This window comes from Microbacterium timonense (assembly GCF_900292075.1).
In the GTDB taxonomy this organism is placed as follows: Bacteria; Actinomycetota; Actinomycetes; order Actinomycetales; family Microbacteriaceae; genus Microbacterium; species Microbacterium timonense.
The window spans coordinates 527,792-551,718 of the sequence record NZ_OLMV01000001.1 but is presented as its reverse complement, the minus strand read 5'-3'; the positions used below and the strand labels follow the sequence as shown (position 1 = coordinate 551,718).

Here is a 23,927-nt window from a genome sequence, read left to right as displayed (position 1 = left end):
ACCGTTCACCGCGCTTAGGCTTGCGGGGTGAAGGCCCTCGGACGATCCGGTGCGCTGGCCGCCTTGGCGGCAGTGGCGATCGTGTGCGCGTCCTGTGCGCCGACCGCCGTCCCGAAGCCGGTGGTGTCGGCTTCCGCATCGCCGGCGTCCTCCTCGACACCCACCCCCACTCCCACCCCGGCCACTCCGGCAGCGTCGGCGGTGGCGGCGATGTCACTGCGCGAGAAGGCGGCGAGCGTCGTGATGGGGCACATCCCGACCACCGACACCGCAGCGCTGCGGTCGTACATGCAGAACGACGCGCTCGGCGGGTTCCTGCTCATGGGCGCCAACATGCCCGCCGACGAGCCGGCGCTTCGCGCGATCACCGCGGCACTGACCGTGGACCCTTCGCGTCCGCCGCTGATCGCGATCGACCAGGAGGGCGGGGATGTCTCACGGCTGCCGTGGGACGATCTTCCCGCGCCGTACGAGCTGCAGGATGCCGACCCGGCGGCCACCGAAGCGGCCTACGCCGCGCGCGCCGCGCTGGTGCGCCAGGCGGGGATCGGGGTCAACTTCGGCATCGTCGCCGATGTCACTGCGGATCCGCAGTCGTTCCTGCGCCGCCGCATCCTCGGGACCACCCCCGACGCCGCCGCGGCACGTGTGGCGGCCGCCGTGCACGGTGAGCAGGGAAAGGCCCTGTCCACCCTCAAGCACTTTCCCGGTCACGGCGCCGCTCCCGGCGACTCGCACTCCACGATCCCTGCCACCGCCACCACCCTCGATCAATGGCGCACGGCCGACGCGGTGCCGTTCCGCGCCGGCATCGAGGCCGGTGCGCCGCTTCTGATGTTCGGGCATCTGGCGTACACCGCGGTGGACACGGCTCCCGCGAGCCTCTCGCCGACGTGGCACCGAATCGCGCGGGAGGAACTGGGATTCACAGGCGTCGCGATCACCGACGACCTCGGCATGCTCGAGGCGTCGGGGGTGCCGGAGTACGCCGATCCGGTCGCCAACGCCGTTGCAGCACTCGCTGCCGGGAACGACATGGTGCTGACCGTCGTCTACTCCACGCCCGAGACCGCGCCGCGCATCGTGGACGGGATCGTCGCGGCCGTCCAGTCCGGCGCCGTCCCGTTGGATCGGCTCGACGAGGCTGCGACGCGCGTGATGGAGCTGCGGCTGGCGATCGCGGCGGCCGGGACGGGTGATCTGCCCTGCACGACGTGCACGCCCCGAGACTGATTCAGCCGGCCGTGATGTCGCTCAGCCGCGCGCGGATCGACTGCCCGCGCTCGGCGAACGCACGCTGCTCCCGCACGTACGCCGCCTTCCCCTCAGCGGTCTCGATGGCCACCGCCTCGTAACCCCAGTCGGTCAGATCGTAGGGCGAGGCCCGCATGTCGAGCACGCGGATGTCGCGGGCGAGCTCGAACGCGTCGAGCAGGAGATCGCCGGGCACGAGGGGACCGAGCTTGACCGCCCACTTGTAGAGGTCCATCCCCGCGTGCAGGCAACCCGGCTGCTCGAGCTCGGGTTGACGCTCCCGTGTGGGGGCGTCGCGGTTGCGCGGCGCCGCCTCCGGCGTGAAGAAGCGGAACGCGTCGAAATGCGTGCAGCGCAGGTCATGCGCCTCGACGACCGCGTCGGTCCCCGATCGCCCGAGTCGCAGCGGTACCGGGTGCCGGTGCTCACGCTGCCGGTACACCATCGCCCATTCGTGCAGCCCGAAGCAACCGAATCCCGGGGCTCTGTCGGCGGTGGCACGCAGGATCGTCCCGACGTTCGCCAGGAGCGCCGCTCGCTCCGCGCGGTACGCCGCGCCGTCGACCGCGAGGCTCCGCGGCTCGGCGCCGGCCCGGTACCAGCGCCACGCCGCACGTGGGCCGGTGACGGCTTCGGCCAGGTCGACGCCCTCGCCGGGATGCCACCGGTGCAGCAGTGACGGCTTGTAGGAGTAGTACGTGAAGAGGAAGTCCTCGACGGGATGCGACTGGCCGCGCGCCGCCCGCTCGCGGTGGGGCCTCGTCAACGCCCGGGCCCTCTCGTCGTGCGCCGTCTCGTGCTCACGCCATTCCAGGCGCGAGAGCACGCGCGGCCGGGGTGGACGGGAGGACACGGTTCGAGGATACGGGGCGACGAGGCCCTGCGCGGCGTCACTCTTCGGCGGGCTCGATGAGCTCGGGCGAGTTGTTTCGGACGTTTCCGACCGCCTTGGAGACGGCATGGTCGTCGAGCGTGTCGGCCAACGTGGGCGCCGCGTCGATCGCCGCGTCCAGGACGTCGCGCACGTTGTCGGTCGTGGGGTCCAGCCACGCGTCGGCGTGATCCGGGTCGAGGAACAGCGGCATGCGGTCGTGGATGGACCCCAGGCGGCCGATGGAGTCCCTGGTGAGGATCGTGAAGCTCAGCAGCCACCGGTCCGGATCGTCGTCGCCCTTGGTCTTGTCGCGCCACCACTCGTAGAGCCCGGCCAGGAACAGCGGCTCGCCGTCGGCGGGATGGATGTAGTGCGGGGTCTTGACGCCGTCGGCGGTCTTCCACTCGTAGTAGCCCGAGGTCGGCACCACGGCCCGGCGCTTCTCGAGCGCGCTGCGGAACATCGGCTTGTCTTCGAGCTCCTCGGCCCGGGCGTTGAAGGCGCGGGCGCCGATCTTGGGGTCTTTCGCCCATGAGGGGATCAGACCCCAGCGCGCGGCCTCGAGCCGCCGCGTCGGCGGCTCGGTCTTGGCGGAGTCGAGGACGATGGCGACGCGGTCGGTGGGGGCGACGTTGTACGAGGGCGCTGGCAGGTCGTCGCCTTCGACGTCGACGCGAAGGACACCGACCAGGTCGGATCCGGCACTTGCCACCACGAAGCGTCCGCACATGCGGCCAGCCTACGCGCGGCCTCCGACGTCAGGGAGGCGTCCGTCCGCACCCACGACGCCGACATCCTCCAGCCGCTCCAGGAGACCGGCTCCGTCGCTCTCGCTCACCCAGGGAACGGCGGCCGCCGCGTGGTCGTTGACGGCGGTGCGGCCGCCGGCCAGAACCGCCTCGGCGGGGGACAGGCGCCGGATCGCGACGGCGACGACCTGCGAGGGATGCTCGTCGGTGAACGTGGTGTAGATCTCGTCGTCGTGCTGCCCGTCGTCGCCGATGAGCAGCCAGCGCACCTGGGGGAACTCCTCGGCGAGGCGTCGCAGGTTCGACAGCTTGTGAGCCATTCCGCTGCGGAACCACCGGTCGTGCGTCGGTCCCCAATCGGTGAGCAGCAGCGCACCGGGCGGGAAGACGTGACGGCTGAGGAACCGCATCAGCGTCGGGGCGATGTTCCAGGCACCGGTGGAGAGGTAGACCAGTGGCGCGCCGGGATTCTCGCGGATGACGCGCTCCATGAGCACGGCCATGCCGGGGACCGGCTGGCGGGCGTGCTCGTCGACGACGAAGGAGTTCCACGCCGCCAGCAGCGGCCTGGGCAGCGCGGTCACCATGACGGTGTCGTCCACGTCCGAGACGACGCCGAACCGCACCTCCGGTCCGACGATGAACGCCCGCGTCTCGACGGGCTCGCCGCCCTCGACCGACATCGTGAACGTCTGCCACCCCGGCTCCAGCTGCGCCGGCAGCCGCGTGTCGATAACGCCGCCGCGGTCGGCGACGACCTCGTGCTCGACCCCGGCGATCCTCACCGTCACCTGGGCATAGCCGATGGGCACGGCGACGAAGCTGCGCCAGCCGCGCACGCCGGCGTACTCGCCGGAGCCCGACGGCTTCACGGGCGGGACGATCATGACGCGCCCGAGGACCCGGACCCAGTCGGGTCCGCCGTAGCCCGGGAACGGTGTGACGGTGGGTGTCTGCCCCCGACGACGGGCGCGTCGTTCCCGCCACGCGTGGAACCGGTACTCCAGCCTGGCGAGCCACAGCACTTTCGGGCGCGCAGAAGGAGCGTCGGTCTCGGGCATCCCCTCAGTCTTTCACGTCCGCCGTGGGGGCCTCGTCGGGACCGTCGTGATCCAGGTGCTTGCGTTCGGCACGCTCGATGACCTTCTTGGCCACGAAGACGAGGATCAGGAAGACGACGATCACGCCGACGAAGATGTATCCCGCGTAGTGCAGCCGGTCCGCGAGCTCCCGGTAGGTGCCGGCGGCGACGGCCGCCACGGAGATGTACAGTGCCGACCAGACCATGCACGCGGGGATGGTCCACGCGAGGAACCGGCGGTACGGGTAGCCGCTCATGCCGACGGTGAGCGGCACCAGTGAATGCAGGACCGGCAGGAAGCGGGAGATGAAGATCGCTGGTCCGCCGCGTCTGCGCAGATAGCGCTCCGAGCGCCTCCAGTTCTCCTCTCCGATGCGCCGGCCCAGGCGCGAATGCCGGATGCGGGGCCCCAGGAAGCGGCCGAGCCCGAAGCCGATGCTCTCACCCGCGACGGCTCCGAGCACCACCGCGACGCCGAGCAGCACCCCCTCCAGCGGCGACGACACCGCCGTGGCCGCCACGATCACGACCGTGTCGCCGGGCACGACGAGACCGATGAGGACACTGGTCTCGAGCATGATCGCCAGCCCGGCGAGGAGGGTCCTGACCACCGGGTCGACGCTCTGCACGGCGTCGAGCAGCCACGTCAGGAACTCGTTCACGCCACGAGCCTAGAGGCCATGGCCGACCTCTAACCTGGGAACATGTCGGAGCCCCTCGCCGTCGCACACGCCGCGCAGTGGGTGGACCCGGCATCCGTCTTCGCCGCCCTCTTCGCCGGCGGCCCGCACGTGTTCTGGCTGGATGCCGGACCCGATGCCCCGGACGGCTGGAGCTGGATGGGCAGCGGCACTCCGCACGACGCGGCGCGCGTCAGAGCAGTCCGCAGCGACGCAGTGAGCCCGAGCGGCGACGCGGGACCCTTTCGAGGGGGATGGGTCGGGTGGCTCTCGTACGACGACGCCGCCGCGCGAGCCGGGGCACCCGCCACGCGCGAGGCCGACGGTGTTCCTTCCTCCCTCTGGCTGCGTGTGGAGCGGATGGTCGGATTCGACCACGCCAACCGCAGGGTCATCGCGTTCGGACCGCCCGCTGTGGCAGGCGAATTGGCGTCGTCTGTCGCCGACCTTGCTCCCGCTCCGCCGGCACCCTCCGTCCCGATGTCGGGTCGGGTGCGGGCGAGGCATGCCCCCGACGAATACGCCGCGCTCATCAAGCGGTGCCGCGATGCCATCCGCGAGGGCGACGCGTACCAGCTGTGCCTGACGACACGCTTCGACGTCGAGGCATCCGTGGATCCCGTACAGGCGTACGCCCGGCTGCGTGCGAGCACGCCGGCCCACCACGGGGGTTTCATCAGGTCGGGGGACGTGGCGCTGCTCAGCGCCAGCCCCGAACGCTTTCTCCACGTCGAGTCCGCCGCCGGAGCCGCCGTCGTGCGGACCCGCCCCATCAAGGGAACACGCCCGCGTGGGGCGGATGCCGCAGCCGACGTGGCGCTCGCGGACGAGTTGCGCCGCAGCGAGAAGGAGCGCGCCGAGAACGTGATGATCGTCGACCTCATGCGCAACGACCTGTCCCGCGTCTGCGTGCCCGGCACCGTCGGCGTGGACGGGCTGCTGGAGGTCGAGTCGTACCCGGCCGTCCACCAGCTCGTCAGCACCGTGTCCGGCAGGCTACGGCCGGGCACGACGCTCGGAGGGATCCTCGATGCGACCTTTCCCGCCGGGTCGATGACCGGTGCGCCCAAGCTCTCGGCGATGACGATCCTCCACGCGCTCGAGGGCGGACCGCGCGGTGTCTTCTCAGGATGCTTCGGGTGGGTCGGCGACGACGGCGCGGCCGACCTCGCCATGGTGATCCGGTCGATCGTCGTGCGTCCGGGAAGCGCCTATGTCGGTGCCGGCGGCGGCATCACGTGGCGTTCGGATGCGGCCGCCGAGGTCGCCGAGGTGGGCATCAAGGCGCGGGGACCGCTGGCTGCGGTCGGGGCGGCGCTGCCCCCGGGCTGGTGACCACGCCGTTCCGCTAACCTGGAAGGCACGCTTCGCGCGCTGTGCGCGCTTTCCAGCACCCCATGATTGGTTCCCCGCCCGTGAGTCAGACCATGTCCTCCGACACCACTGTGCCCGCCGAGGGCTACGACGCGTATGCGATCCAGCAGAAGTGGCAGGCGCGCTGGGCGGAAGCCGACCCGTTCCGTGCGGGCGGCGACGATGACACCCGGCCGCGGAAGTACGTCCTCGGCATGTTCCCGTACCCTTCCGGCGACATGCACATGGGCCACGCCGAGAACTACGCGTACGTCGACACCGTGGCGCGATTCTGGCGCCACCGCGGCTACAACGTCCTGAACCCGATCGGGTGGGACTCCTTCGGCCTGCCGGCGGAGAACGCCGCCATCCAGCGTGGGGCCGACCCCCGCGAGTGGACGTACGCGAACATCGCACAGCAGAAGGCCAGCCTGAAGAACTTCGGCACGTCGTACGACTGGAGCCGCGTGCTGCACACGAGCGACCCGGAGTACTACCGCTGGAACCAGTGGCTCTTCCAGCGTCTCTACGAGCGCGGCCTGGCGTACCGCAAGGAGAGCCCGGTCAACTGGTGCCCCCACGACCAGACGGTGCTCGCCAACGAGCAGGTCATCGACGGGCACTGCGAGCGCTGCGGCACCGAGGTCGTCAAGAAGAAGCTCACGCAGTGGTACTTCAAGATCACCGAGTACGCCGACCGGCTGCTGGACGATCTGAACCAGCTGGAAGGGTTCTGGCCGCAGAAGGTCATCCGCATGCAGCGGAACTGGATCGGCCGGTCCGTCGGCGCCGACATCGACTTCGAGATCGAGGGGCACCCCGAGAAGGTCACGGTGTTCTCCACCCGCCCCGACACGCTGCACGGCGCGACGTTCATGGTGGTCGCCCCCGACAGCGACCTGGCGGCGGAGCTGGTTGCCGGTTCGTCCGCCGAGGTGCGGATGCGCTTCCAGGACTACCTCGAGCGCGTGCAGCGCGAGAGCGACATCGAACGGCAGAGCACCGACCGGCCGAAGACCGGGGTCTTCCTGGACCGATTCGCGATCAACCCCATCAATGGCGAGCGCCTGCCGATCTGGGCGGCGGACTACGTGCTGGCAGACTACGGTCATGGCGCGGTGATGGCGGTGCCCGCTCACGATCAGCGCGACCTCGACTTCGCCCGGGCCTTCGATCTGCCGGTGAAGGTGGTCGTCGACACCACTGCGCCCATCACCGGCGCCATCCCCGTCATCGAGCTCGACGACGACGGTGTGCCGATCGATCCCGGTCCCACCGAGACGCTCGCCGACATCGACCCTGCCAAGACCGGCATCGCGCTGACCGGCGAGGGCCGCATGATCAACTCCGGCACGCTGGACGGCCTCTCCAAGCGGAACGCGATCGCGCGCATCATCGAGCAGCTGGAGGCGGCGGGCACCGGTCGCGCCGCCAAGTCGTACCGCCTGCGCGACTGGCTGATCTCACGGCAGCGGTTCTGGGGCACGCCGATTCCCATGATCCATACCGAGGACGGCCGCATCGTCCCCGTCCCCGAGGATCAGCTGCCGCTGCGGCTTCCGGACGCGCACGGGCTGGACCTCGCGCCGAAGGGCACCTCGCCACTGGGCGCGGCGTCCGAGTGGATGCGCACGACCGACCCCGAGACGGGCGAGCCGGCGCTGCGGGACCCCGACACGATGGACACGTTCGTCGACAGCTCGTGGTACTTCCTGCGCTTCCTCTCACCGAACGCGGACGACGCGGCCTTCCCGTCGCGGGAAGCCGACCGGTGGGCACCCGTGGACTCCTACATCGGGGGCGTCGAGCACGCCATCCTGCACCTCCTGTACGCGCGGTTCATCACGAAGGTCCTCTTCGACATGGGCCTGATCGACTTCACCGAGCCGTTCTCGAGCCTCATCAACCAGGGCATGGTGCTGCTGGGCGGGTCGAAGATGTCGAAGTCGAAGGGCAACCTCGTCGAGTTCGCGTCGAGCATGGTCGACCCGGGCGCCGACGCGTCCCGCGTCGCGATCGCGTTCGCGGGACCGGTCGAAGACGACATCAACTGGGAGGATGTGTCGACGACGGGCGCGCAGAAGTTCCTCGCACGCGCCTGGCGGGTTGCCAAGGACGTCACGAGCGAGCCCGACGTGATCTGGGCGGAGGGCGATGCGGGACTGCGTCGCATCACTCACCGCCTGCTGGCGGACGCCCCGGGCCTGGTCGAGCAGACGAAGTTCAATGTCGTCGTCGCACGCCTGATGGAGCTGGTGAACGCGACCCGCAAGGTCATCGACACGGGCGCAGGGCCGGCCGACCCCGCGGTGCGCGAGGCGGCTGAGGTCACCGCGATGATCCTCGACCTGTTCGCCCCGCACACCGCCGAGGAGATGTGGGAGATCCTCGGCTACGAAGGATTCGTCGGTCTCGTTCCCTGGCGCGCAGCCGACCCCACCCTCCTCGTCGAGGAGAGCGTCACCGCGGTCGTGCAGATCGACGGGAAGGTCCGCGGCACCCTGCAGGTGCCCGCGCGCATCGACGCCGCCGAGCTGGAGCGCCTGGCTCGCGCCGATGAGAAGGTCGTCCGGTCGCTGGCGGGCCGCGAGATCACCCGTGCCGTCGTCCGGCCTCCGAAGGTCGTGAGCTTCAGCACGCACTGACCTCCTCCCCAACGAGACTGCGCCGGGCGATGTCCACAATCGGCTGATCCGTAGGGGTGCGGCATATGCCGCGCCCCTAGCGTGAATCCGTGACAGCTGGTGCCCGCACCGACTCCGAACCGACGGGCGCTCTTCCCACACGTCGGCGGGTGGGTGTGGGCGCGGCGATCGTGGTCGTGCTGGTGGCGCTGGCGGTCACGGTGGCCATCGGCATCCTCCGGGGCGCCCTCGCCCCCGTCGAGGAGGTGGTGATCCAGTCGACGCCTGCCGTCTCGGACGGGGGCGGCAGCGACCTCTACGTCCACGTCTCCGGCGCCGTGCGCGCACCGGGTCTGTACGTCCTGCCACCGGGGGCGCGGGTCGTCGATGCCGTCGCTGCCGCCGGCGGTTTCGCCGAGGACGCCGACCGGGAGGCGGTGAACCTGGCCCGGGGGCTCGATGACGGCGAGCAACTGCCGGTGCCGCGGATCGGCGAGGTCCCGCCGGCTGGGGCGTCCCCACCCGCCGCCGACGGACGTGTCGATCTGAACGCGGCGGACGCGGCCCAGCTCGAGACGCTGCCTCGCATCGGGCCCGCTCTGGCGGCGCGGATCATCGCGTGGCGCGAGGAGAACGGGGACTTCACCAGCGTCGAGGACCTGCTGGCGGTTCCCGGCATCGGCGACAAGATGCTCGAGTCGCTGCGCGACCTCGTCACGGTGTGACATGAAGACGCGCGGACTGGGCCTGGTACCCGTCGCGGCGCTCGTCTGGGCCACCGCGGCAGTCGTCATCCTCCAGCCGCGCGCGGCAGGGCCGATCGCCGTGTCGTTGTGGGTGATCGCCGGCGGCTGCTGCGTCGGCCTTCCGCTGCTCGGCGCCCGGGCCGCCGGACGCGCACGCCAGGTGCGCGAGACGGTGACGGTCAGAGGGCCACGGTGTCGGGCATGGCGGATGCCGCGGCATGCGGTGCGCCGAGGCCTCGTCGTGGCGGTTCTCGCGCTGGCCGCCGCGGCCGCCGCGGCCGGCCACGGCGCAGCCGTGGGACCGGCACGGGCGGCCCTCGCCGCGTCGGCGGCGGACGGCGGCCGGGCGCTGGAGGTCCGCGCCCAGGTCGTCGGCAAGATCGAGCGACGCGCCGACGGCTCGCTCTCGTTCGACGCGCGGGCCACCCGGGTGTCGGCGGGCGCCGAGGTCCGGCAGGTCGACGCGGAGATCGTCGTGCGCGTCGGCGAGGATGCGGTCGAGGACCGCGAACGGCTCGACGTCGGCGCGACGGTGCTCGCCCGCGGCACCGCTTCGCCGCCGCGCCCGGGGGAGCGTGCGGTCCTCGTGCTGTGGGCCTCCCGCGGTGTCACCGTGGACGCCCCCGCGCGCGGCGTGGCTGCCGCCACCGCCGATCTGCGCCGCGGCCTGGTGAGGGCGGTGGAGGGGCTGCCCGGGGCAGGTGCCGCACTGGTTCCCGGTTTGGCGGTCGGTGACACCTCGGTCGTTCCCGCAGCACTGGATGCCGCGATGAAGGAGGCATCGCTGTCTCATCTCACCGCGGTCTCTGGCGCGAACTGCGCACTGGTGGTGGGCATCGCGTTCGCTCTCGCGGCCCTGGCCGGCGCCCCACGAGGGGCGCGGGTGGCAATCGGGCTCGGTGCGCTCGTGGGGTTCGTGGTGCTGGTCACACCCGAGCCGAGTGTGGTGCGGGCAGCAGCGATGGCGGCGATCGCGATGCTCGCCGTGCTGCTGGGCCGCGCAGGTGCCGGGGCGGCGCTGCTGTGCACGGCGGTGACGCTCCTGCTCGTCCTGGACCCGTGGCTCGCGGCCTCGCTCGGCTTCGCGCTCTCGGTGGCCGCCACCGGTTCACTGCTGCTGTTCGCCCGTCCCCTCGCCGCCGGACTGGCACGTGGTATGCCTCGACCCCTCGCGCTGAGCCTCGCGGTTCCACTGGCCGCTCAGCTGTCCTGCGGTCCTCTGCTGGTGCTGATCCAGCCGACGGTCCCGATGTACGGCGTGCTGGCCAATCTCGTGGCCGGCCCTGCCGCGCCCGCGGCGACGGTGCTCGGGCTGGCGGCGTGCCTGAGCGCGCCGCTGCCGTGGCTCCAATCCGGGCTCGCCGCACTCGCATGGCTGCCGGCATCCTGGATCGCCGCGACGGCGGCCACGGTGGCGGATCTTCCGGCCGACCAATTGCCATGGCCAGAGGGCGTCGGGGGCGCGGCCGCCCTCGCGGTGGTGGGAGCCGCCGTCGGGCTGGTCGTCGGTCTGCCCCGTGGCGGGCCACCCGCCCGCCGCGCGGTCAAGCTCGCGGCGACGGCGCTCGTCGCGACGGTGGCCGGCGTGGCGGTCGGCATCGGAGCGCTCGGCTCGATCGCCGGTCGCTGGACCTTGCCCGCTCATTGGAGCGTGCTCGCCTGCGACGTGGGACAGGGGGATGCCGTGCTCCTGCGATCGGCCGGCGCGGTGGCGCTCGTCGACACCGGCCCCGCGCCTGAGCCGCTGACCGCGTGTCTGGCGCGGGCGAGCATCGACAGGGTCGACCTCCTGGTGCTGACCCACTCGGATCTGGACCACATCGGCGGAGTCGCCGCCGTTCAGGGACGTGTCGGGCAGGTGCTTCACGGGCCCGCCGATGAGGCCGGCGCGGCGGCGATCGCCGCACTCGAGGCGGGCGGGGCGCGATCGACCCCGGCGACGGCCGGCATGGCAGGCGATCTGGGGGAGGCGCGCTGGCGGGTGCTGTGGCCGCGCGCCGGGAGTCGTGCCTTTGAACCGGGCAACGACGCCAGCGTGGTGATCGACGTCGTCGGTGGGGGCCTGCCGTCGATCCTGCTCCTCGGGGATCTGTCAGCTTCCCCGCAACGCGCTCTCGTCGCTTCCGGTGCGCTGGACAGGACGTACGCCGTGGTGAAGGTGGCGCATCACGGCAGTGCGGATCAGGACGCCGACCTGTACGCCGATGTGCGTCCCTCCGTCGCGGTGATCACGGTGGGAGCCGGAAACGACTACGGTCACCCTCGTCGAGAGCTCCTCGATCTGCTGACGGCGACCGGTGCGCGGGTGGCGCGCACGGATCTCGACGGCGCGGTCGCCCTCTGGAGCGCAGCCGATCACACGGTCTCGGTCTGGCGCGAACGCGGCGGGTGACGGCAGGCGGCGATCACCGGCGGCGCCCCCGGGGACTCCGCGGTGATCGGTCGGTTTCCCGCCTCGGACGTCGATGGCCGTCGATAGGCTGGAACAATGGCTTCCCCCGCCCGCAGACCACCCGCGAAGGCACCGCGCAGTGCGATCCCGCAGCTGTCGTGGCGGTCGCCGCAGCCGGCGCCCATCGTACTGGTGTCCGGACCGGAAGAGGTCTGCGCCGAGAGGGCGATCGCGGGCGTGCGCGACTACCTCCGAGCTGAGGATCCGACGCTGGAGGTCTCCGACCTCCGCGCCGACGACTACGCCGCCGGCACCCTGCTGGCGGTGACCTCGCCGTCCCTGTTCGGAGAGCCGCGACTGGTGCGGGTGAGCGGGGTGGAGAAGTGCTCCGACACGTTCCTGGCAGAGGCACTCTCGTACGTGGCGGCACCGCAGGAGGGCGCCACGGTCGTACTGCGACACACGGGCGCGAGCGTCCGTGGCAAGAAGCTGCTCGACGCGATCCGTGCGGGCGAGGGATCGGGTGTGGAGATCGCCTGCCCGGCCGTCAAACGCGACTCTGACCGGTTCGACTTCGCCGCGGGGGAGTTCCAGGCCGCCAAGAAGGCGATCAAGCCCACCGCGCTGCGGGCGCTGGTCTCCGCGTTCGCCGACGACCTGACGGAACTGGCCGCGGCGTGCCAGCAGCTCATCGCCGATGTCCCCGGTGACATCACCGACCAGGTGGTCGAGCGCTACTACGGGGGGCGCGTCGAGACGTCCGCCTTCACGGTCGCCGACACCGCGATCGCCGGTCGCTACGGCGACGCGCTCATCGCGTTGCGGCACGCGCTCGCGTCGGGGGCCGACCCAGTGCCGTTGGTGGCCGCGGTGGCGATGAAGCTTCGCACGATGGCGCGCGTCGCGGGCAACCGCGAACCGGCGGCAGCGCTGGCCGCACGGCTCGGGATGAAGGATTGGCAGGTGGATCGTGCCCGTCGCGACCTCGTCGGCTGGAACGAGGAGAGCCTGGGGCGCGCGATCCAGGCGACGGCACGAGCGGATGCCGAGGTGAAGGGCGGCTCGCGCGATCCGATCTTCGCGCTGGAGCGCATGATCACCGTCATCGCGACGCGGGCCCCGTACGGCTCCTGACGACCGCCCCCGCGGGCGAAGCGGGCATCTTCGCGCATGCGACAGGCCCGCCCCCTGCGGGACGGGCCTGTCGACTGATGACCGTTCGGCGCCCAGCGGCGCGGCGGCTCAGAGCGCGGAAACCTGCTTGGCGATGGCCGACTTGCGGTTCGCCGCCTGGTTCTTGTGGATGACGCCCTTGCTGACGGCCTTGTCGAGCTTCTTGGTGGCCTTGCCGAGAGCCTGCTCCGCAGCGGCCTTGTCGCCCGCGGCCACGGCCTCGCGGGTACGGCGGACGAGCGTCTTCAGTTCGCTCTTGACGGCCTTGTTGCGCTCGCGCGCCTTCTCGTTGGTCTTGTTGCGCTTGATCTGCGACTTGATGTTCGCCACGTGTCGACGGTTCTTTCGTTCGAAGGTGAATCGGATTGATGTGCCGGTCGGCGAGAGAGGGGCGCTTCCCGGCGGTCGTGAGGGCGAACCCACACGCAAGCCAAACAAGGATTCTATCAGGTCGCCCGCCCTGCCGTGGACGTCCTGCCGCCCGGCGGCGCGTCCACAGCCGTCCACCCCGCACACGCGCGATGATGCATGATCAACGGGTGGGTGCGCGTCGCCCGAGACGCGCCGAGTGACGAAGGAGTCTCGCCGTGCCCCAGCATCACCCTGTCGACGTGTCCGCCTTTCCTCCGGGATTCCGGTGGTCGGCAGCGACGGCCGCCTTCCAGGTCGAGGGCGCACGCACCGCGGACGGGCGGGGCCGCTCGATCTGGGACGACTTCGTCGATCAGCCCGGCCGGGTGCGCGGCGGTGCCACCGCAGAGCCCGGGCCCGAGAGCTACCGGCGGCACACCGAGGACGTCGCGCTTCTGGCGCGTCTCGGAGCCGACAGATACCGGTTCTCGATCTCGTGGGTGCGGGTCCAGCCGGAGCCCGGCGGTCTGGCCTCGCAGGCGGGGCTCGACTATTACCGCCGCCTGGCGGACGATCTTCTCGACGCCGGTGTGACGCCGTTCCCGACGCTCTACCACTGGGATCTGCCCAGCGCACTGGAGGAGCGTGGCGGATGGTTGAGTCGTGACACCGCCCTCCGCTTCGCGGACTATGCAGAGGTCGTCGCCACGGCCCTGGGGGACCGCATCCATCACTGGTACACCGTGAACGAACCGGTTTCGACGTCGCTGCAGGGATACGCGGTGGGCACGCTCGCGCCGGCACGCCAGCTGCTGTTCGGCGCGCTGCCGACGGTGCATCACCAGCTGCTCGCCCACGGGCTGGCCATGCGCGCGCTGCGAGAGGCGGGCGCGGTCGAGTGCGGCATCGTCAACAACCACACCCTCGTGCTGGCGGCATCCGATGCGGAGTCCGACCTCGCCGCGGCTGCGACCTACGACATGCTGCACAACCGGATCTTCGCCGACCCCGTCCTCACCGGCACGTATCCCGACCTCGAGGCCGCGGGCCTCCCGGCGATGCCGGTCGCCGACGGCGACCTGGAACTGATCTCGACGCGCGGAGACTTCTACGGGGTGAACTTCTACAACCCGACGACGATCGCCGCGGCGCCCGACGGCAGCCCCGTCCCGTTCACGATCGAGCCGACGGCAGGCGCCCCCGTGACCGGGTTCGGCCAGGAATGGCCCATCCTCCCTTCCGCCTTGAAGGCCCTGCTCACGGACTTCGCCGCGCGGTACGGCGACCGTCTGCCTCCCGTGATCATCGGCGAGAACGGGGCGTCGTTCCCTGAACCCGATCACGTCGACGGAGCGCTCAGGGATACCGAGCGCATCGCCTACCTCGCGGGCCACATCGACGCCGTCGGCGCCGCGGTGAATGCCGGTGTCGACGTCCGCGAGTACACCGTCTGGTCGCTGCTGGACAACTTCGAATGGGCAGAAGGCTGGACGCAGCGGTTCGGGCTGGTGCACGTGGACTTCCAGACCTCGGCGCGGACACCGAAAGAGTCGTTCGACTGGTACCGCGCACTGATCGCCGAGGCGCGGTCATGATCGCCACCGGAGGCGCAAAGGTGGGCGCACGGTGGTTCACCCTGTTCACGCTGGCCTGGCTCGCCCTGTGGACGGTGCAGCTCACGCCGCTGCAGCTGCTCATCCCGCTGCAGCTGAACACGCCGGATGATGCCGACGGGTGGGTGTCGGGGGTGGTCTCCTCGGGGCTGGTGCTGGCGGCCGGCGGCATCGCCGGCGTGATCGCGGCGCCCCTCGCCGGTGGGCTGTCCGACCGCACGCGCGGCCGGGCGGGCCGTCGGCGTCCGTGGGCGCTGGGCGGAGTCTGGCTCGCGACCTTGTCACTGGTGGTGATCGCGTTCGCTGCCGGACCGTGGGGCGTGGGCGTGGCATGGGTCGGTGTGTCCGTCGGGGTGGCTGTCGCGTCGGCCGCGTTCACCGCCCTCATCGCCGACCAGCTCACGACCCAGCGGGGCGCGGCATCGGCCGCGGTGTCGTCATCGCAGGCGCTGGGCATCGTGGTCGGCGTCGGCGTCATCGTGCTGCTCGAGCTCGGTGTGGTGGTGGGCTACCTCGTGTTGGCCGCCTTCCTCGCCGTGGTGGGCACCGTTGCCGCCCTGCTCCTGCCCGACCCGCCCGCTCCGGCCGCCGCCGCCGCCGCGCGCGAGACCCGGCCGCTCGCAGAACGCCTGTCCGCCCTGCGCGATCGCGACTTCGCGTGGCTGCTGGCCGGGCGGCTCGTCGTGAACATCGGCAACGCGTTGGGCACCGGGCTGCTGCTCTTCTTCCTGCTGTACGGTCTGGACCGCGACCCGGCGACCGCCGAAGACGAGTTGCTGCTCCTGATCCTCGTCTACACCCTGTTCGTCGTCACCGCCTCGGTCGTCGCGGGGCGGGTCTCCGACCGCACTGGCCGCCGCATCCCCTTCGTCGTGTGGTCGGCGGTCATCCAGGGCGGCGCGTCGGTCCTGCTCGTGGTGGCCCCCTCGCTCACGTCGGCCCTCGTCGCCGCCGCGCTCCTCGGCATCGGCTACGGCGCGTACATGTCCGTCGGCCTGGCACTGGGAACCGACCTGCTGCCGCGCCCGGAGGACCATGCCAAGGATCTGGGCTTCGTGAACGTCTCTGCCAACCTCGGACAGCTCATCGGGCCGCTGCTCGGCGCCGGCCTGGTCGCGCTCGTGGGCGGCTTCTGGCTGCTCTTCCTCGTGGGCGGCATCCTCTCCGTCGCCGGTGGTCTCATGACGTACGCCATCCGGACGGGGGAGCGATCCCGGTCAGCGGTGTGAGGCTTCCAGCGTCGTCACCGCGACGTCGAGCACGGCGTTGAAGACGCGAGGACGCATCACCGTGACGTGGTGCGTGGTCCGGGGGACCACGATCAGCTCCGCATCCGGCGCGACCCGCGTGAACAGCCGCTCGTTCACGCGCAACTGGTCGTACTGACCGTTGACGAACCAGAGGGGAACGTCGATCCGGTGCAGGGCGCTCAGCAGATCCAGCACCGACAGACTCGCCAGCGCGACATCCTGTGCGTCCAGCGCGTATCCGCCCGCACCGAAGTCGGCGCGGGTCTCCTCCGGCAGGATGCGGTCCAGCAGGCGGTCCGTCAGCCACATGCCGCGGTCGGGCAAGGAGTCGAAGCCGCGGGCGAGCAGGCGGTAGGTCCGCAGTCCCACGCCTCGCGGGATCGCCGTGCACGATGCGGCGATCAAGCCGGCGACGGGGGGAGCGGTCTGCGCTCCCGTGTACTCCACGCTGAGCAGTCCGCCCATCGAGTGGCCGACGAGAAGCACGGGGCCACGGGCGGCGGCATCCCGCACCGCTTCATCGATTGTGGCGAACGCGCCGTCGAGGGTGAACGTCTCGGCCATCCGTGTGCCGTGGCCGGGGAGATCCACCGCGGTGACGGGAGTGCCGCGGGCGGTGAGGTGCTCGATCTGGGAGCGCCACATCGTGGCGGACGTCCGGATGCCGTGCACGAGCACGACCTGGACCACCATGACCACAGGCTAGCGGTGAGCCATCCTCGCCCGGCAGCGCGCCGGCCGTCGCCCTGCGCAGCGCCGGGGCCGGGGCCTCGCCCGCCGGCCGCCACCCGTACAATCGTCTGGACATGTCCCCGCGCGCCCTGAAGCCTCTCGAGCCCTCCGCCACCCCGCCCGAGCTGATCCGCAACTTCTGCATCATCGCCCACATCGACCACGGCAAGTCGACACTGGCCGACCGCATGCTGCAGATCACCGGCGTGGTCGCGGAGCGCGACATGCGCGCGCAGTATCTGGACCGCATGGACATCGAGCGCGAGCGCGGCATCACGATCAAGTCGCAGGCCGTGCGCATGCCGTGGGCGGTGTCGACGAGCTCGACCACCGATGACGTGTTCGCCCTCAACATGATCGACACACCGGGCCACGTCGACTTCACGTACGAGGTGAGCCGCTCGCTGGCGGCGTGCGAGGGGGCGATCCTTCTGGTGGATGCCGCGCAGGGCATCGAGGCGCAGACGCTCGCGAACCTCTACCTGGCGCTCGAGAACGATCTGCACATCATCCCGGTCCTCAACAAGATCGACCTGCCGGCGGCGGATCCCGAGAAGTTCGCCGCAGAGCTGGCGAACCTCATCGGCGGTGATCCGGACGACGTGCTGCGCGTGAGCGGCAAGACGGGTATGGGTGTCGAGACCCTCCTCGACCGCATCGTCGAGAGGATCCCGGCGCCGAAGGGGAATGCGGACGCCCCCGCCCGGGCGATGATCTTCGACTCGGTGTACGACTCGTACCGCGGGGTCGTCACGTACGTCCGCATGGTGGACGGAAAGCTGGAGCCGCGCGAGCGCATCCAGATGATGTCGACGAAGGCGACCCACGATCTGCTCGAGATCGGCGTGTCCAGCCCCGAACCGGTCCCCACGAAGGGCCTCGGCGTCGGCGAGGTGGGCTATCTCATCACGGGTGTCAAGGACGTGCGCCAGTCGAAGGTGGGTGACACCATCACCAACCAGCGCAAGCCGGCCGCTGAGGCGCTCCCCGGATACACCGATCCCAAGCCGATGGTGTTCTCCGGCATCTACCCGATCGACGGCAGCGATTACGCCGACCTGCGCGAGGCGCTGGACAAGCTCAAGCTGTCGGACGCCTCCCTCCAGTACGAGCCCGAGACCTCGGTGGCGCTGGGCTTCGGCTTCCGGTGCGGCTTCCTCGGACTGCTGCACCTGGAGATCATCACGGAGCGGCTCTCGCGCGAGTTCGACCTCGATCTCATCACGACGGCACCCTCGGTGACCTACGAGGTGACCACCGACACGGGCGAGACCGTGGTGGTCACCAATCCCAGCGAGTACCCCGACGGCCGCGTGGCCGAGGTGTCCGAGCCGGTCGTGAAGGTCGGCATCCTGCTGCCGAAGGACTACGTCGGCACGGTCATGGAACTGTGCCAGTCGCGCCGCGGCACGCTGCTGGGAATGGACTACCTCAGCGAGGACCGCGTGGAGCTGCGCTACAACATGCCGCTCGGCGAGATCGTGTTCGACTTCTTCGACCAGCTGAAGTCGAAGACCCAGGGGTACGCGAGCCTGGACTACGAGCCGGCCGGCTCGCAGACGGCCGACCTCGTGAAGGTCGACATCCTGCTCCAGGGTGACAAGGTGGATGCCTTCAGCTCGATCGTCCACCGCGACAAGGCGTACGCGTACGGCACCATGATGACCGAGCGCCTGCGCAAGCTCATCCCGCGCCAGCAGTTCGAGGTCCCCATCCAGGCCGCGATCGGCGCGCGCATCATCGCCCGCGAGAACATCAGGGCGATGCGCAAGGACGTGTTGGCCAAGTGCTACGGCGGCGACATCACGCGCAAGCGCAAGCTCCTGGAGAAGCAGAAGGAGGGGAAGAAGCGCATGAAGATGGTCGGTCGCGTGGAGGTCCCTCAGGAGGCGTTCATCGCCGCGCTCTCGGGCGACGTCGAGGGGAAGGCCTCGAAGTAGGCTGAGGGACATGCGTCGAGGAACCTTCCGTGACGACACCGTCGACTACGCCGCCGTCGGGGCGACGCAGGCGCCGGATCTCATGCAGTACCCACCGGAGCGCAGCATCCCGGCCGAGGAATCCTGGCGCATCGGCAGCGGCCAGGGGCGATTCCAGGCGGCATCCGACGCGCTGCTGTCGTGGACGGCGCAGCGCGCCGCCGGTCTCTCGCTCAGCGACGTGCGACCGGCGTCGGGGCCGATGTACTCGGGAGTGAGCTTCGACGCCGAGGGGCACCCGATCGCGCCCAGTCGAACCGAGTCCGAGCAGCGCTTCGACGCGGACGGCACCCCGTTCGTCGGCGCGGGCACCACCATCCGCGTCAGCGGGCGCGTGAAGGGTCTGCGTGCCGATGCCGAGCTGCGCGTCATCTTCGCCGTCGAGGAGCCGCGGCGAGTCGGCTTCGCGCTGGGGACCGTCTCGGACTCTGTGGTCAGCGGCGAGGAGTCGTTCATGATCGACTGGTACGAGAACGACGAGGTCTGGTTCACCGTGCGCGCGTTCGATGCCCCGCGCGCGATGCTGTACCGCCTGCTTCCTGGCCTCACCAGGCGACGCCGCCGAGAGCTGTTCACGCGCTACCTGCGGGCGATCTCGCCCCTGTACACGACGCCGGCGTGAGGGTCTGATGGGATCGGCTCTTCCGCTCGGCGAGCCCGTTCCCGCGGACGGCTCGCTGCCCGCCGGCACGCACGTCGACGCGTCACGGGATTTCGGCGTGTACCTGCACGTCCCGTTCTGCCGTGTGAGGTGCGGGTACTGCGACTTCAACACCTACACCTCGTCGGAGCTGCGCGGAGCCCGTCAGGACCAGTACGCCGACACGCTGCTGCACGAGGTGCGACTTGCGGCGGAGGTCCTGCAGCGGGCGGGCGGCAACCGCCCCGCGGCCACGGTCTTCTTCGGCGGCGGCACACCGACGCTCCTGCCACCCGGCGATCTTGCGCGGATGCTGGACGGGATCCGTCGGACGTTCGGCATCGCGGATGACGCGGAGATCACCGTCGAGGCCAACCCCGACACCGTCTCAGCCCCGGTCGCGGCCGAGCTCGCGGCATCCGGCGTGACCCGCATGTCAATCGGCATGCAGTCGGTCGTGCCCCACGTGCTGGCGGCCCTCGATCGCACCCACGACCCCGAGAACGTGCGCACCGCCGTGCATGCGGCTCGGGATGCCGGGCTCGACGTCAGCGTCGACCTCATCTACGGGGCACCGGGGGAGTCGCTCGCGGACTGGCGTGCGTCGCTCGAGACGGCGATCGCTCTGGCCCCCGACCACATCTCCGCGTACGCGCTCATCATCGAGGAGGGCACCAAGCTCGCCCGCCAGATCAGGCGCGGTGAGGTGCCGGCACCGGACGACGATCTCCAGGCCGACATGTACGAGCTTGCCGACGAGCTGCTGGCGGCCGCCGGGTTCGACTGGTACGAGGTGTCGAACTGGGCGCGCGGCCAGACGCATCGTTCCCGTCACAACCTCGCCTACTGGACGGGCACCGACTGGTGGGGTTTCGGCCCGGGCGCGCACAGCCACATCGGCGGCGTGCGCTTCTGGAACGTCAAGCATCCGGCCGCGTACGCGCAGCGACTGTCCCTGGGGCAGTCCCCGGCAGCAGGGCGGGAGATCCCCGATGCCCAGGCGCGTGCCCTGGAACGGGTGCTGCTCGGCTCGCGCATCCGCGAGGGGCTGCCGCTGTCGGAGCTGCAGGAAGCGGGGCGACGGGGCGTCGCGGGTCTGGTCGCCGACGGACTCGTCGACGGTGTCGCGGCGGTGCGCGGACGGGTCGTGCTCACCCGTCGTGGCCGGCTCCTGGCGGACGCCGTCGTCCGCACGCTCACCGCGTGATCTGATCCGGCGTGCGCCCGACATCCGGGCGCATGCACGGCAAGAGCGGCGTCGCTCGGCGATCCTCGCAGGGGCATCGGATAGAATTGGCACTCCAGTCATGCGAGTGCCAGGTCCGGGCGTGAGGAGGCGGGATGGTCAGCGAGCGAGGACTCCAGGTGCTGCGGGCGATCGTCCAGGACTACGTCGACACGCGCGAGCCGGTCGGCAGCAAGGCGATCGTCGAGCGGCACGCCTTCGGCGTGTCGGCGGCGACCATCCGCAACGACATGGCGCTGCTCGAGGACGAAGAGCTGATCGCCGCGCCGCACACGTCGTCCGGTCGCGTGCCGACCGACAAGGGGTATCGCGTCTTCGTCGATCACCTCGCGGAGCTGCGTCCCCTCACGCAGGCACAGCGGTCGGCCATCGCCTCGTTCCTGGAAGGCCCGGGCGACCTCGACGATGTCCTGGTCCGCACCGTGCGCGCGCTCACGCAGTTGACCGGCCAGGTGGCCATCGTCCAATACCCCTCGTTCGCGCGCGCGAACGTCACCCACGTCGAGCTCGTGCAACTGGGAGGCGGGCGCATGCTCGTCATCGTGGTGACCGACACCGGACGGGTCTCACAGCGCCTCATCTTCGTGGGCGACGACTTCGACGAGGCCGACCTCGCCCGCATCCGGGCGGAGCTGGGCACGCTCCTGGTGGGTCGACCCGTGCGCGACGGACTCCATCGCATCGCCGACCGCCTGCAAGCCCCGGTGGCTCCGACGGCCCCGGCTCACGAGCGCGCGACGGATGAGATCGTGAGCGCCGTGGCCGAAGAGCTCGAGGAGTTCCGGCAGGACAAGCTGGTCATGGCCGGCAGTGCCAATCTCGCCCGCAGCGAAGCCGACTTCCGCGGCAGCATCTATCCGCTGCTGGAGGCGATCGAGGAGCAGGTCACGCTGCTGCGCCTCATGGGCGAGATGGTGGCGGACGAGCAGGGGCTGTCGGCGAGCATCGGACGCGAGAACGAGCCGTTCGGCCTCGCCGAGGCGTCGGTCGTCGCCAGCGACTACGACGGCACCGGCTCACTCGCGCGGGTGGGCGTGCTCGGCCCGACCCGCATGGATTACCCCACCAACCTCGCGGCGGTCCGTGCCGTCGCGCGCTACCTCACGCGCATGCTCGAGCAGGACGAGAACTCCCGCTGACATCGGCGCGCACCCACGATCCCGCGGCGGTGCCGCGGCAGGAAGGCGAAAGTGGCTGACCACTACGAGGTCCTCGGCGTCTCACGCGACGCCTCTCCCGACGAAATCAAGAAGGCCTACCGGAAGCTCGCCCGACAGCTGCACCCGGACGTGAACCCCGGTGAAGAGGCATCCGAGCGGTTCAAGCTCGTCACGCACGCCTACGACGTCCTCAGCGACCCGGAGCAGCGCGCACGCTACGACATGGGCGGCGGTGACTCGCCGTTCGGCGGCGCCGGTGCCGGCTTCAGCGGCTTCAACGACATCTTCGAGACCTTTTTCGGTGCCGCAGGCGGCGGGCGCGGCGGGCGGCCGCGGTCCCGGCGGGAGCGCGGCCAGGACGCCCTCGTGCGGGTCACGCTCGAACTCGGCGACGTGGTGTTCGGCACGCACCGCGACATCGAGGTCGACACCGCCGTGCTCTGCGAGACCTGTCAGGGGTCGTGCTGCCAGCCGGGCACGAGCCCGGTCACGTGCGACATCTGCCATGGCACCGGAAACGTCCAGCGCCAGGTGCGCAGCCTCCTGGGCAACGTCGTGACGAGCCAGCCGTGCAACGTGTGCCAGGGCTACGGCACGACCATCCCGTACCCGTGCGCGACCTGCCAGGGGCAGGGTCGTGTGCGCGCACGGCGTACGGTCTCGCTCGACATCCCGGCGGGCGTCGAGACGGGGCTTCGGCTGCAGCTGCCCGGCTCCGGTGAGGTCGGCCCCGCCGGCGGCCCCAACGGCGACCTGTACATCGAGGTCACCGTCGCACCGCACGAGGTGTTCAGCCGCGACGGCGACGACCTGCTGGCCACGCTGGAGGTCTCGATGCCCGACGCGATCCTGGGCACCACCACGACCATCCAGTCCCTCGACGGCCCCGTCGACCTCGAGGTCAGGCCAGGCGTGCAGGCCGGCGATGTGCTGACCATCAAGGGCCGTGGCATCACGCCGTTGCGCGGCACGCAGCGCGGCGACCTCCGAGTGGGCGTGCACGTGGTCACCCCGACACGACTGGACCACAAGGAACGGGCCCTCATCGAGGAGTTCGCCAAGCGCACCAAGGCACCCGCCCCGCGCCTCGCGGAGTTCCACCAGGGGCTCTTCGCGAAGCTGCGCGACCGCTTCCGGAACGGCTGATCGGTGGCGCTGCACTTCCTCCTGGATGATCCGGTTGCAGCCGGGCCGGGGGAGGTCGTCGTGCTCACCGGGGCCGAGGCGCACCACGCCGCCGCGGTGCGACGGGTACGCACCGGGGAGGAGGTCACGGTGGGCGACGGGCGCGGCGCGTGGCTGGCTGGGACCGTCGAGTCCGTCGCGCCCCGCGAGGTCGTCGTGCGGATCGCCCACCGGACGGATGCCGCTGCGCCACGTCCGCGGATCGTGCTGGTGCAGGCCCTCGCGAAGGGCGACCGGGATGAGCTGGCCGTGCAGGCCGCCACCGAGCTGGGAGTCGACGAGATCGTGCCCTGGCAGGCGGCGCGGAGCGTCTCGCGCTGGGACGCCGCCAAGGCGGTCAAGGGACGTGCCCGGTGGAGCGCCATCGTCCGCGAGGCCGCGAAGCAGGCGCACCGGGCGTGGGTTCCCGAGGTCGCAGAGCCGGTCAGCACGGCCACGCTCGCACGCCGCGCAGCGGCATCCGTCGCCCTGACCCTCGAGCCCACCGCCAGGCAGCGGCTGAGCGCCGTCCAGCTTTCCCCTGAGGACGCGCGGGACGTGCTGCTCGTCGTCGGCCCGGAAGGCGGCATCGCGCCCGAGGAGCTCGAGGCGCTGGCCGCGGCCGGAGCGCGGGCGGTGCGCCTCGGCGACACCGTGCTGCGCACCTCGACTGCCGGCCCCGCCGCTCTCGCGGTGGTGAGCACCGCCCTCGGACGCTGGTGAGCACGCGCCTCGGACGCTGGTGAGCACGCGCCTCGGACGCTGGTGAGCACGCGCCTCGGGCGCCGGTGAGCACCTCGATCGGCACGGGCACCGTCGGTTTCGGCCCGCGGCGCCCTCGGAGCCGGCCCGTCGGAGGACCCCGT

21 protein-coding genes are annotated in these 23,927 nt (G+C 71.0%); 14 read left to right on the top strand and 7 right to left on the bottom strand.

Annotated elements, in window-relative coordinates; translation table 11 throughout:
* Positions 1-14 precede the first annotated feature (14 nt).
* Positions 15-254, bottom strand: a complete 240-nt coding sequence (locus tag C9992_RS18165; protein ID WP_106814029.1) for a hypothetical protein — start codon at positions 252-254, stop codon at positions 15-17.
* Between C9992_RS18165 and C9992_RS02660 the strand changes: the two genes are divergently transcribed.
* Positions 244-1,233, top strand: coding sequence for a glycoside hydrolase family 3 N-terminal domain-containing protein (locus C9992_RS02660; RefSeq protein ID WP_235008024.1), 990 nt, complete (start codon positions 244-246; stop codon positions 1,231-1,233). The two genes, C9992_RS18165 and C9992_RS02660, sit on opposite strands and share 11 nt — an antisense overlap.
* Before the next feature lies 1 nt (position 1,234).
* Here C9992_RS02660 and C9992_RS02655 read toward each other — a convergent pair whose 3' ends face one another.
* Genes C9992_RS02655 through C9992_RS02640 form a run of 4 tightly spaced genes read right to left on the bottom strand, consistent with a single transcriptional unit; the run spans position 1,235 to position 4,620 of the window.
* A complete protein-coding gene (locus C9992_RS02655; protein ID WP_235007934.1) occupies positions 1,235-2,107 on the bottom strand; it encodes a 3-methyladenine DNA glycosylase in 873 nt (290 codons plus the stop codon).
* Between the two features lie 37 nt (positions 2,108-2,144).
* Positions 2,145-2,858, bottom strand: coding sequence for an SOS response-associated peptidase (locus C9992_RS02650; RefSeq protein ID WP_106814026.1), 714 nt, complete (start codon positions 2,856-2,858; stop codon positions 2,145-2,147).
* Between the two features lie 9 nt (positions 2,859-2,867).
* The gene (locus tag C9992_RS02645; RefSeq protein ID WP_106814025.1) at positions 2,868-3,938 is read right to left on the bottom strand and encodes an App1 family protein; all 1,071 of its coding nucleotides are present in this window, start codon (positions 3,936-3,938) and stop codon (positions 2,868-2,870) included.
* Positions 3,939-3,942: 4 nt separating this feature from the next.
* Entirely contained in the window at positions 3,943-4,620 is a 678-nt protein-coding gene (locus tag C9992_RS02640) for a DedA family protein (RefSeq protein ID WP_106814024.1), read from the bottom strand.
* 42 nt (positions 4,621-4,662) lie between these two features.
* Between C9992_RS02640 and C9992_RS02635 the strand changes: the two genes are divergently transcribed.
* The 5 genes from C9992_RS02635 to holA all read left to right on the top strand — a co-directional run bounded on the left by C9992_RS02635 (position 4,663) and on the right by holA (position 12,887).
* Entirely contained in the window at positions 4,663-5,973 is a 1,311-nt protein-coding gene (locus tag C9992_RS02635) for an anthranilate synthase component I family protein (protein WP_106814023.1), read from the top strand.
* Positions 5,974-6,065: 92 nt separating this feature from the next.
* The gene (gene leuS, locus C9992_RS02630; protein WP_200826207.1) at positions 6,066-8,636 is read left to right on the top strand and encodes a leucine--tRNA ligase; all 2,571 of its coding nucleotides are present in this window, start codon (positions 6,066-6,068) and stop codon (positions 8,634-8,636) included.
* Positions 8,637-8,725: 89 nt separating this feature from the next.
* Positions 8,726-9,340 (top strand): ComEA family DNA-binding protein, encoded by a 615-nt coding sequence (locus C9992_RS02625; RefSeq protein WP_235007932.1) that lies wholly within the window; start codon positions 8,726-8,728, stop codon positions 9,338-9,340.
* Position 9,341: 1 nt separating this feature from the next.
* The gene (locus tag C9992_RS02620; protein ID WP_106814020.1) at positions 9,342-11,753 is read left to right on the top strand and encodes a ComEC/Rec2 family competence protein; all 2,412 of its coding nucleotides are present in this window, start codon (positions 9,342-9,344) and stop codon (positions 11,751-11,753) included.
* A gap of 96 nt (positions 11,754-11,849) precedes the next feature.
* On the top strand, positions 11,850-12,887 hold the full coding sequence (gene holA, locus C9992_RS02615) for a DNA polymerase III subunit delta (RefSeq protein WP_106814019.1): 1,038 nt from the start codon (positions 11,850-11,852) through the stop codon (positions 12,885-12,887).
* A gap of 108 nt (positions 12,888-12,995) precedes the next feature.
* Here the strand turns inward: holA and rpsT are convergent, their stop codons facing one another.
* Positions 12,996-13,256 carry a 30S ribosomal protein S20 gene (rpsT, locus tag C9992_RS02610; RefSeq protein ID WP_106814018.1) on the bottom strand — a complete coding sequence of 87 codons (261 nt, stop codon included), beginning with the start codon at positions 13,254-13,256 and terminating at the stop codon, positions 12,996-12,998.
* A gap of 257 nt (positions 13,257-13,513) precedes the next feature.
* On the opposite strand from rpsT, the gene C9992_RS02605 reads away from it, so the two are divergent.
* Positions 13,514-14,872 carry a GH1 family beta-glucosidase gene (locus tag C9992_RS02605; RefSeq protein ID WP_106814017.1) on the top strand — a complete coding sequence of 453 codons (1,359 nt, stop codon included), beginning with the start codon at positions 13,514-13,516 and terminating at the stop codon, positions 14,870-14,872.
* Positions 14,869-16,119: an MFS transporter gene (locus tag C9992_RS02600; protein ID WP_106814016.1), complete on the top strand. Its 1,251-nt coding sequence runs from the start codon at positions 14,869-14,871 to the stop codon at positions 16,117-16,119. The genes C9992_RS02605 and C9992_RS02600 overlap by 4 nt, the downstream gene beginning before the upstream one ends.
* Here the strand turns inward: C9992_RS02600 and C9992_RS02595 are convergent.
* Positions 16,108-16,833, bottom strand: a complete 726-nt coding sequence (locus C9992_RS02595; protein WP_106814598.1) for an alpha/beta fold hydrolase — start codon at positions 16,831-16,833, stop codon at positions 16,108-16,110. The genes C9992_RS02600 and C9992_RS02595 overlap by 12 nt on opposite strands.
* A 113-nt stretch (positions 16,834-16,946) precedes the next feature.
* Between C9992_RS02595 and lepA the strand changes: the two genes are divergently transcribed.
* From lepA to C9992_RS02565, 6 genes are all read left to right on the top strand, one after another.
* A complete protein-coding gene (lepA, locus tag C9992_RS02590; protein ID WP_106814015.1) occupies positions 16,947-18,812 on the top strand; it encodes a translation elongation factor 4 in 1,866 nt (621 codons plus the stop codon).
* 10 nt (positions 18,813-18,822) lie between these two features.
* Positions 18,823-19,473, top strand: a complete 651-nt coding sequence (locus C9992_RS02585) for a DUF1990 family protein (RefSeq protein WP_106814014.1) — start codon at positions 18,823-18,825, stop codon at positions 19,471-19,473.
* Between the two features lie 7 nt (positions 19,474-19,480).
* Positions 19,481-20,698 carry a radical SAM family heme chaperone HemW gene (gene hemW / locus C9992_RS02580; protein WP_106814013.1) on the top strand — a complete coding sequence of 406 codons (1,218 nt, stop codon included), beginning with the start codon at positions 19,481-19,483 and terminating at the stop codon, positions 20,696-20,698.
* Between the two features lie 134 nt (positions 20,699-20,832).
* The gene (gene hrcA, locus C9992_RS02575) at positions 20,833-21,876 is read left to right on the top strand and encodes a heat-inducible transcriptional repressor HrcA (RefSeq protein ID WP_106814012.1); all 1,044 of its coding nucleotides are present in this window, start codon (positions 20,833-20,835) and stop codon (positions 21,874-21,876) included.
* 51 nt (positions 21,877-21,927) lie between these two features.
* Positions 21,928-23,043, top strand: coding sequence for a molecular chaperone DnaJ (gene dnaJ / locus C9992_RS02570; protein ID WP_106814011.1), 1,116 nt, complete (start codon positions 21,928-21,930; stop codon positions 23,041-23,043).
* A gap of 3 nt (positions 23,044-23,046) precedes the next feature.
* Positions 23,047-23,784 (top strand): 16S rRNA (uracil(1498)-N(3))-methyltransferase, encoded by a 738-nt coding sequence (locus tag C9992_RS02565; protein WP_106814010.1) that lies wholly within the window; start codon positions 23,047-23,049, stop codon positions 23,782-23,784.
* Positions 23,785-23,927: the final 143 nt, after the last annotated feature.

Bases quoted from the DNA above. Each gene is read 5' to 3' on its own strand.
- C9992_RS02660 (WP_235008024.1), top strand. From the start codon at position 244: ATGGGGCACATCCCGACCACCGACACCGCAGCGCTGCGGTCGTACATG.
- C9992_RS18165 (WP_106814029.1), bottom strand. From the start codon at position 254: ATGTGCCCCATCACGACGCTCGCCGCCTTCTCGCGCAGTGACATCGCC.
- C9992_RS02650 (WP_106814026.1), bottom strand. From the start codon at position 2,858: ATGTGCGGACGCTTCGTGGTGGCAAGTGCCGGATCCGACCTGGTCGGT.
- C9992_RS02645 (WP_106814025.1), bottom strand. From the start codon at position 3,938: ATGCCCGAGACCGACGCTCCTTCTGCGCGCCCGAAAGTGCTGTGGCTC.
- C9992_RS02635 (WP_106814023.1), top strand. From the start codon at position 4,663: ATGTCGGAGCCCCTCGCCGTCGCACACGCCGCGCAGTGGGTGGACCCG.
- leuS (WP_200826207.1), top strand. From the start codon at position 6,066: ATGTCCTCCGACACCACTGTGCCCGCCGAGGGCTACGACGCGTATGCG.
- C9992_RS02620 (WP_106814020.1), top strand. From the start codon at position 9,342: ATGAAGACGCGCGGACTGGGCCTGGTACCCGTCGCGGCGCTCGTCTGG.
- holA (WP_106814019.1), top strand. From the start codon at position 11,850: ATGGCTTCCCCCGCCCGCAGACCACCCGCGAAGGCACCGCGCAGTGCG.
- C9992_RS02600 (WP_106814016.1), top strand. From the start codon at position 14,869: ATGATCGCCACCGGAGGCGCAAAGGTGGGCGCACGGTGGTTCACCCTG.
- C9992_RS02595 (WP_106814598.1), bottom strand. From the start codon at position 16,833: ATGGTGGTCCAGGTCGTGCTCGTGCACGGCATCCGGACGTCCGCCACG.
- lepA (WP_106814015.1), top strand. From the start codon at position 16,947: ATGTCCCCGCGCGCCCTGAAGCCTCTCGAGCCCTCCGCCACCCCGCCC.
- C9992_RS02585 (WP_106814014.1), top strand. From the start codon at position 18,823: ATGCGTCGAGGAACCTTCCGTGACGACACCGTCGACTACGCCGCCGTC.
- hemW (WP_106814013.1), top strand. From the start codon at position 19,481: ATGGGATCGGCTCTTCCGCTCGGCGAGCCCGTTCCCGCGGACGGCTCG.
- hrcA (WP_106814012.1), top strand. From the start codon at position 20,833: ATGGTCAGCGAGCGAGGACTCCAGGTGCTGCGGGCGATCGTCCAGGAC.